Raw genomic sequence first — 8,897 nt, forward strand, 5'->3', positions numbered from 1 at the left:
TGTGTTTTCTTTGTAAAAAATACAATCAATCGCTTTTTCGTATTGCAGATGTTATACTGTATAAAATGTATAAATAGAGGAAATGTTATGTTTGACTGGAATGCAGAACAATATCAGAAGTTTATCGCAGAACGAACCCAGCCAGCTATTGATCTGGTAAATAGAATTGACAGAGAACCCCAGACAGTTTTTGATTTAGGCTGCGGTCCGGGAAACAGCACTGCAATTTTATTTCAACGCTTTCCGCAAGCAAACATTTTAGGCGGCGATTCATCAGAAGATATGCTTATTCAGGCTAGAGAAAATCATCCTCAGTTGAAGTATGTTCGCTTTGATGCACAATCCGATTTTGAGAGATTGAATTCTGCTTTTGATTTAATTTTTTCAAATGCCTGTATACAATGGGTGCCCAATCACGAAAAACTTTTGCAGGATATGTTAGATAGTCTGGCTGATAATGGACAGCTGGCTGTTCAGATTCCTTTAACGGATAAGGTCTTAATGGAGGAGTTGATTAACCAGCTGATTAATCAGCACAGCTGGTCTGCTAAGATGAGCCAGTCCAGTTTTTATCATACTTTAGAAGTTAAGGACTATGCAAATATTCTTGCAGCTAAGTCCAGTAATTATTCGTTATGGGAAACGACTTATTTCCATGTAATGCCGTCTCATCAGAGTATTCTGGATTGGTATCAAGGAACAGGTTTAAGACCCCATCTTTCTCAATTAAGCTCTAGAGAGCAACAACTGTTTTGTCAGGAACTGTTAATGATGATCGAAGAAGCCTATCCTGTTCAGAAAAACGGGGAAATTCTCTTTCCGTTTCCAAGATTATTCTTCATAGCTAATAAATAATGTTGTTATTAAAAAGAGGGCGGAACAACCATGTTTGAGAGATCTTTGAGCTAATAAGGAAAGTTGATTTTGTCAGTAAATTCGTTTTAATTACTAATATAAAACAGTCTATCCCAGAGTCTTGTTGTGCAAAGCTCCACTTGTTTTATTTTTCATTTCTGACAGTTTGACAGACTTATTTGTATCAGCTGCAGTTAGGCATTGTGAAAGCGTCTAATGAACTGTATAGGGAGAAGGTCACTGCATCAAAAAGGCAGGTCATTTGTGACCTGCCTTTATATATATCTTTAAGCTTAGTTTTTGGAAGCTGCTTGGAAGTCTGGATTTTCCCAAGCTTTATCAATAATAGCTTTCAATTCCTTTGCAGAAGCTTGCATTTTTTGCTTTTCAGCATCATTTAATGGAATGTTTACTGGACGTACAATACCGTGTGCCCCAACAATAGCTGGTTGACCAATAAAGACATCATTAACACCAGCATAATGACCGTCTTGGAAGACTGAAAGCGGAAGCACTGCATTTTCATCATCAAGAATAGCTTTGGTAATACGAGCAAGTGCAACTGCGATACCGTAGAAAGTAGCTCCTTTTTTGTTGATGATAGTGTAAGCAGCATCGCGGACACCTTCAAACAATTCAACTAATTCAGCAGCGTTGAAATTTTGGATATCTTGCAGATAGCTTTCAAGATTGACACCGGCAACGTTAGCGTGTGACCAAACTGCAAATTCTGAATCACCATGTTCTCCCATAATGTAAGCATGGACTGAACGTGCATCAACATTAAGTTTTTCAGCAAGAGCTTGACGGAAGCGAGCAGTATCAAGAGAAGTACCTGAACCGATGACACGTTCTTTAGGGAATCCTGAGAATTTCCATGTTGAGTAAGTCAACACATCAACTGGGTTAGCAGCTACAAGGAAAATACCGTTGAAACCTGACTCAATAACCTGAGTAACGATAGATTTATTAATGGCAAGGTTTTTACCAACAAGATCAAGACGCGTTTCGCCTGGTTTTTGAGGTGCACCAGCGGTGATAACGACGAGGTCTGCATCAGCACAGTCAGAGTATTGTGCTGCGTAGATTTTTTTAGGTGAAGTAAAAGCAAGGGCATGGCTAAGGTCAAGGGCATCACCTACAGCCTTTTCGTGAAGTTGTGGGATTTCGATAATACCAAGCTCTTGTGCAATTCCTTGAGTAACCAAAGCAAAAGCATAAGATGAACCTACGGCACCATCACCGACAAGGATAACTTTTTTGTGTTGTTTAGTTGCAGTCATGTCTAAACGTCTCCTTAATTATTTATTTGGGGAACCCCGTATAAACTTTATTCTATCACTTTAAGTGAAAGTTGTCACGATATATTGAGTGAAATACGTATGAAACCGTTTTTATAAACGAAAAAATATGGTTTTTATGGTATAATAAAATAGAAGTTTTCTACTAGAAAAGGGGCATTTTTAAATGCAAGATACTAATTTAGTCGATGTTAATCTGACGTCGGAAATGAAGACTAGCTTTATTGATTATGCCATGAGTGTCATCGTATCGCGTGCTCTTCCAGATGTCAGGGATGGACTTAAGCCCGTTCAGCGTCGTATTCTATATGGGATGAATGAACTTGGTGTAACGCCAGATAAACCCCATAAAAAATCTGCCCGCATCACTGGGGATGTCATGGGTAAATACCATCCGCATGGAGATTCATCAATTTATGAAGCTATGGTTCGCATGGCGCAATGGTGGTCTTACCGTCATATGTTGGTTGATGGCCATGGAAACTTTGGTTCTATGGATGGGGATGGAGCTGCGGCTCAGCGTTATACAGAAGCACGGATGAGTAAAATTGCTCTGGAAATGCTACGTGATATCAATAAAAACACTGTTGATTTTCAAGACAACTATGATGGCTCTGAGCGTGAACCGATTGTTTTACCGTCTCGTATTCCAAATCTTTTAGTTAATGGTGCCACAGGAATTGCCGTTGGTATGGCAACCAATATTCCTCCCCATAATCTAGGAGAGACTATTGAAGCTGTCAAGCTAATGATGGATAATCCTCAAGTAACAACGCGTGAATTGATGGAAGTTTTGCCAGGACCTGATTTCCCAACGGGAGCTTTAGTCATGGGTAAATCAGGTATTCATCGTGCTTACGATACTGGTAAGGGTTCTATTGTTCTTCGTGCTCGTACAGAGATTGAAGAGACCAAATCTGGACGTGAGCGCATTGTTGTAACAGAGTTTCCTTATATGGTCAACAAAACAAAGGTTCATGAACATATTGTTCGTCTGGCTCAGGAGAAACGTGTAGAGGGGATTACAGCGGTTCGTGATGAATCATCTCGTGAAGGCGTGCGCTTTGTTATTGAAGTTCGTCGTGATGCATCGGCAAATGTTATCCTTAACAATCTCTTCAAGCTAACTAGCTTGCAAACTAATTTTAGTTTCAATATGCTAGCTATTGAAAAGGGCGTTCCCAAAATTTTATCTTTGCGTGAAATTTTAGCCAATTATATTGAACACCAAAAAGAAGTTATTGTTCGCCGTACTCAATTTGATAAAGACAAAGCAGAAGCACGTGCTCATATTTTAGAAGGCTTGCTGATTGCGCTTGATCATTTGGATGAGGTCATCGCTATCATCAGAAATAGTCAGACAGATGCAGAAGCGCAAGCTGAACTCATGGTGCGTTTTGAATTGTCAGAACGTCAAAGTCAAGCTATTCTGGATATGCGTCTTCGTCGCCTGACAGGATTGGAACGCGATAAGATTCAAACAGAGTATAATGACCTTTTGGCTCTAATTGCTGATTTAGCTGATATTTTAGCCAAGCCTGAGCGTGTTGCAGCTATTATCAAAGAAGAGCTAGATGAGAGCAAGCGTAAATTTGCAGATCCCCGCAGGACGGAACTGATGATTGGTGAAGTGCTGTCTTTGGAAGATGAAGATCTGATTGAAGAAGAAGATATTGTCATTACACTCTCAAATAAAGGCTATATTAAACGTCTTGCTCAAGATGAATTTCGTTCTCAAAGACGTGGCGGACGCGGTGTTCAAGGAACGGGAATCAACGACGATGATTTTGTTCGTGATATCATTTCAACATCAACCCATGATCATGTTTACTTCATGACCAACAAGGGGCGTGTTTATCGCCTCAAAGGCTATGAAATTCCTGAATACGGCCGCACAGCCAAAGGACTTCCAATTGTCAATCTTTTGAAGCTTGATGAAGGAGAATACATTCAGACAATCATTAATGCCAAAAGTGATGTTTCGACAGATAACTACTTGGTATTTGTGACCCGACGAGGCATTGTCAAACGTACCCGTGAATCTGAGTTTAAGAATATTAGGCAAAATGGTTTAATTGCTCTCAATTTAAAAGATGGTGATGAGCTTATCAATGTCTTTTTAACAAAGGGCAATGAGGAAATTATCATTGGAACCCGCTTTGGCTACAGTGTTCGTTTTAAAGAAGATACTGTCCGAAGCATGAGTCGTATGGCAACTGGTGTTAAAGGTGTGACTTTGCGTGATAATGATGAAGTTATTGGAGCGGCAGCTGTTACTAATGACCAAGAAGTTCTTATTATTACCGAAAAAGGTTTTGGAAAACGTACGGCAGCTAGTGAGTATCCAACTAAGGGCCGCGGTGGAAAAGGAATCAAAACAGCCAATATCACAGCAAAAAACGGTAACCTAGCAGGGCTTGTTACTGTAACAGGTGAAGAAGATATTATGGTTATGACTGATACGGGCGTTATTATCCGAACAGCTGTTGCCAATATTTCTCAAACTGGTCGTGCAACCCAAGGGGTTAAAGTGATGCGTCTGGATAATGATGCTCACATTGTAACTTTTGCTCTAGTCAATCAGGAAGAAACGGAAACAGCATCCTCTCCTGAAGATTAAGACCCACTAAGGAAATGAGTTATGTCAAGATATAAAGCAAAACGTGCAGATAAGCACAAGAAAACAGCGAGATTAGATAAGACAGATGAATTTAAAATGGACCATCTGGATTTAGATGAGCATGTAGACAATAGCGATTATCTAGATATGGAATCACATAAAAATGAGTCTGATTATGCGACAACAAAAAGCCAGATAGCTGAATCCGAAACAGCCGATATTGCCAACCGAATGACTGGCTTTAGTAAGACTGAAGGAAGATTGGCCAGTATGGAAGAGCGCATGACTAATATTGAGCGGATTAATCATATTGAAGATAGAATTGACGGTATTGAGAGAAGAATTGATAGTTTAGAAGACCGAATGGATACTGTTGAAGGTTCTATTGCTGCTAGAGCAGCCAATAAATCTTTAGCAGCTGCTGATTCTGCCGATAAGGTTAGAACAGATTCTGCTGAAAAACTTTCTTCTACTGATGAACATGATTTAACAAATACAAAAGATGATACAGCTGTTGGTAAGCGCAGCTTAGCTGCAGTGTCAGTTGAAGAACCTGCAGACAAAAAAGATTATTCATCAGATGATTTAGAAACAATTGCTATTGGTGATGATGTTGATAAATCTAGGAGAAGCAGAAGAATGTCAAAAAAATCAAAAGGTTCCCAAAAGCCAAGATGGCGTGCGGTTCTTCGTACAGTGGCCATTATCTTGCTGGTTCTTATCGGTCTGATTCTTATCTTTAACAAATCCATTCGTAATACCCTAATTGCGTGGAATTCTAATAAATATCAGGTGGCAAAAGTTTCAAAAGAAACCATTGCTTCCAACCAATCAGCAAACGTATCCTATGATTTTGATTCTGTGGAGTCTATCTCCACTGAGTCTGTCTTACAAGCTCAAATGAATGCTCAAAATCTGCCTGTTATTGGCGGTATTGCCATTCCAGATGTGGGTATCAACCTGCCAATATTTAAGGGGCTTGGCAATACTGAGCTCAGCTATGGTGCAGGAACCATGAAAGAAAATCAAGTTATGGGTGGTGAAAATAATTATGCTTTGGCCAGCCACCATGTTTTTGGTATTACAGGATCGTCAGGCATGCTTTTCTCGCCATTGGATAATGCCAAGACAGGTATGAAAATTTATTTGACGGACAAAAATACAGTTTATACCTACACTATTACAGAGGTAACTGTTGTTGAACCAGAAGAAGTAGCTGTTATAGACGATACGCCGGGTCAAAAACAGGTTACTTTGGTAACCTGTACCGATGCTGAAGCGACCCAACGAACTATTGTTAAGGGTGTCTATGAGTCTGAAGTTCCTTATGATCAGGCTTCTGACGATGCTTTAGATGCTTTTAATACCTCTTATAATCAAGTTCAATCATAGCACGGCAAATGGTTAAAGGTTTCTTTTTGCTGTAAGTGTTCGGGTGAAATTATTGCTTAGTAAATGAGAGTTATCTCATCTGACAGTTTTAGGCTAGGATTATTGAATTATCGTGGTATAATTTTAGGGAGTTAGGTTGCAAAGCTTAGCTCCCTTTTCCAGTTTATCACTGGAAAAAATCTCTTTTTCAGAAAGGAAGAGAAAAAATGAAATTGAAAAAAATTCTATTAGCAGGGGTGACTCTCTTAGCCTCAATTATTTTTGCAGGCGTCGCTCAGGCAGCAAGCTCAGATGTTCAAGGAGTCATTGATGAAACCTATGTTCAGCCAGATTACGTTTTGGGTTATTCGCTTAGCGATTCTCAACGAACAGACACTTTAGGACTTCTGGGGTATAATAGCGCAACTGATACCTCAGTTAGAACCTTGAATACCAGCTCTTATGCTAAGATTATGAATGTAGCAGACGACCCTAGTCTTCAGCTATATTCATCAGTTAAAATTGAAAAGCTGGGCTCATCAGAAACTCTAAGTGTGAATATTGTAACACCTGAAAATATTACAAAGGTTACAGAAGATATGTACCGAAATGCCGCGGTGACTTTGGGGATAGAGCATGCAAAGATTACAGTAGCATCACCGATTGCAGTTACAGGAGAGTCCGCTTTGGCAGGCATCTACTATTCCTTAGAGGAAAATGGAGCACAAATTCCTGATGAAACAAAACAAGTTGCTCAGGAAGAGTTAGATACTCTATCTGAAGTCAATGAAACAGAGTCTGGCAGCAGTAACTATGATGCTGACAAACTTAATGTTGCTATGACTGATATTAAAACAGCTGTAGCTGACGCAGGTGATGGTTTGACAAAAGAAGATGCTAAAAATATTGTCAACAAAACCTTGAACAATTATAATCTTAACTTATCAGATAACTCCGTAAACCTTATTGTTAACTACGCTATTAATTTATCAAATAGCTCTGTTATTGATAATAGTAGTTTCACAGATTCACTTAAAAATTTAAAGGATTCTATCGTTGAAAAGGCTGGTGATAATTTTAAGGGTATCAATTTAGATTTTGACGCCAGCTCTGCTATTGAATCGGGTAAAAATTTCTTTGTCAGTCTTTGGGATAAGATAGTTGATTGGTTCTCAAGTTTAGGTAACTAAATGAAAACACTTTCTGTAAAAACAGAAGTGTTTTTCTTTTCAAAGGGCTTGACCACGGAGAGATTTTCCCTTATACTAGACCTAGTTTCTGAATTTTCAGATAAATTTTTATGATTTATTTAGGAGGTCTTTATGACAAATGAAAAAGGCAGTCAAGTATCTACTTGGCAAACGAAGCTTAAAGCTATGGGACCAGGTATTTTGATGGCATCAGCAGCTGTCGGTGGTTCTCATATTGTTTCTTCAACACAGGCAGGAGCTATCTATGGTTGGCAGTTAGCCATCTTGGTTCTTTTGATTAATTTATTCAAATATCCTTTTTTCCGTTTTGGTTCACAGTACACTGTGGAAAACAATAAAAACTTAATTGAAGGGTATGCTGAGAAAGGTAAGCTTTATCTTTGGATTTACTTTATTTTAAATATTTTTTCAGCAGTTGTTAATACTGCTGGGGTGGGCATTCTTTGTGCAGCTATTGTTGCCAGTGCTTTACCTGCTTCACTGGGTTTGACAACTGGCCAACTGACTACTATCATTATTGTCATTATCTGGGGAATGCTCCTACTTGGTGGTTATCGCTTCTTGGACGGTTTATCAAAATGGATTATGTCGGCTTTGACGATTGCAACAGTAGCAGCAGTTGTTATTGCACTTTTCCAGCACCGTGAATATGCACCAGATTTTGTGGTAACATCTCCTTGGACTATGGCGGCTCTACCTTTTCTTGTATCTCTGATGGGTTGGATGCCAGCGCCGATTGAGATTTCAACGATTAATTCGCTTTGGTCAGTTGAAAAACGTAAAGCAGTTGACTTTAACGAAGAAGACGCTCTTTTTGATTTTAATGTAGGTTATATCGGAACAGCCATCTTAGCTTTTATTTTCTTGGCTTTAGGAGCTCTTATTCAATATGGTAATGGCGAAGCTGTAAAAAGTGCTTCTGCCGAATACATTTCACAGTTTGTCCAAATGTATGCATCAGCACTGGGTGATTGGTCTAAACCGCTGATTACTTTTATTGCTTTCTTATGTATTTTTGGAACAGTAATCACTGTTGTTGATGGTTACTCACGCGCAAATGATGAGGCTCTTCGTCTCTTGCTGAATAAAAGTGAAACTTCTAAGCGTTCATTGACGGTTTGGATGACTCTGACCTCAATTATCGGTCTTTTGATTGTTTATCTTTTTTCAGGTCAAGTCGCAACAATGCTGCGCTTTGCAATGATTGCTTCCTTTATTACAACGCCATTTTTTGCTTACCTCAATTATTCATTGGTCAATAATAAAGAGCATCAAATCACTGGCTGGCTCAAATGGTTATCCATTTTGGGGCTCATTTACCTCTTTGGTTTTGCCATTTTCTTCATTGCTGCCATGTTCTTTGGAGCAGCTTGGTAATATTCATTTTGAGAGCTGATTTATCAGCTCTTTTTGGCTCTATAATATCTGTAGTGGGTAAATCTCATTCAGATATTATAGGGCTTTTTGAGTGTATACACAAAAAGTCCCATATGACTTATAATGAAAAGCGACAAAACCATCATTAGAAAGATTCATATG

At 39.0% G+C, this 8,897-nt stretch carries 6 protein-coding genes; 5 read left to right on the plus strand and 1 reads right to left on the minus strand.

Translation table 11 applies throughout. From position 1 onward, the window contains the following. Nucleotides 1-48: 48 nt before the first annotated feature. Nucleotides 49-855, plus strand: a complete 807-nt coding sequence (locus ACVRZ8_RS07050; RefSeq protein ID WP_447448621.1) for a methyltransferase domain-containing protein — start codon at nucleotides 49-51, stop codon at nucleotides 853-855. Nucleotides 856-1,148: 293 nt separating this feature from the next. Here the strand turns inward: ACVRZ8_RS07050 and ACVRZ8_RS07055 are convergent, their stop codons facing one another. Continuing rightward, nucleotides 1,149-2,138 carry an L-lactate dehydrogenase gene (locus tag ACVRZ8_RS07055; RefSeq protein ID WP_447448615.1) on the minus strand — a complete coding sequence of 330 codons (990 nt, stop codon included), beginning with the start codon at nucleotides 2,136-2,138 and terminating at the stop codon, nucleotides 1,149-1,151. A 184-nt stretch (nucleotides 2,139-2,322) separates the two neighbouring features. Between ACVRZ8_RS07055 and gyrA the strand changes: the two genes are divergently transcribed. The 4 genes from gyrA to ACVRZ8_RS07075 all read left to right on the plus strand — a co-directional run bounded on the left by gyrA (nucleotide 2,323) and on the right by ACVRZ8_RS07075 (nucleotide 8,735). Continuing rightward, nucleotides 2,323-4,776 (plus strand): DNA gyrase subunit A, encoded by a 2,454-nt coding sequence (gene gyrA, locus ACVRZ8_RS07060; protein ID WP_447448616.1) that lies wholly within the window; start codon nucleotides 2,323-2,325, stop codon nucleotides 4,774-4,776. Between the two features lie 639 nt (nucleotides 4,777-5,415). Then, a complete protein-coding gene (locus ACVRZ8_RS07065) occupies nucleotides 5,416-6,168 on the plus strand; it encodes a class A sortase (protein ID WP_447448622.1) in 753 nt (250 codons plus the stop codon). A 206-nt stretch (nucleotides 6,169-6,374) separates the two neighbouring features. Next, on the plus strand, nucleotides 6,375-7,337 hold the full coding sequence (locus tag ACVRZ8_RS07070; protein ID WP_447448617.1) for a DUF1002 domain-containing protein: 963 nt from the start codon (nucleotides 6,375-6,377) through the stop codon (nucleotides 7,335-7,337). A gap of 132 nt (nucleotides 7,338-7,469) precedes the next feature. Then, nucleotides 7,470-8,735, plus strand: a complete 1,266-nt coding sequence (locus ACVRZ8_RS07075) for an NRAMP family divalent metal transporter (protein ID WP_447448618.1) — start codon at nucleotides 7,470-7,472, stop codon at nucleotides 8,733-8,735. The last annotated feature ends 162 nt before the right edge of the window (nucleotides 8,736-8,897 follow it).

The sequence above is a fragment of the Streptococcus dentiloxodontae genome (assembly GCF_053206925.1).

Coding starts and splice junctions, on each gene's coding strand:
- ACVRZ8_RS07070 (WP_447448617.1), top strand. CDS start 6,375: ATGAAATTGAAAAAAATTCTATTAGCAGGGGTGACTCTCTTAGCCTCA.
- gyrA (WP_447448616.1), top strand. CDS start 2,323: ATGCAAGATACTAATTTAGTCGATGTTAATCTGACGTCGGAAATGAAG.
- ACVRZ8_RS07055 (WP_447448615.1), bottom strand. CDS start 2,138: ATGACTGCAACTAAACAACACAAAAAAGTTATCCTTGTCGGTGATGGT.
- ACVRZ8_RS07065 (WP_447448622.1), top strand. CDS start 5,416: ATGTCAAAAAAATCAAAAGGTTCCCAAAAGCCAAGATGGCGTGCGGTT.
- ACVRZ8_RS07075 (WP_447448618.1), top strand. CDS start 7,470: ATGACAAATGAAAAAGGCAGTCAAGTATCTACTTGGCAAACGAAGCTT.
- ACVRZ8_RS07050 (WP_447448621.1), top strand. CDS start 49: ATGTTATACTGTATAAAATGTATAAATAGAGGAAATGTTATGTTTGAC.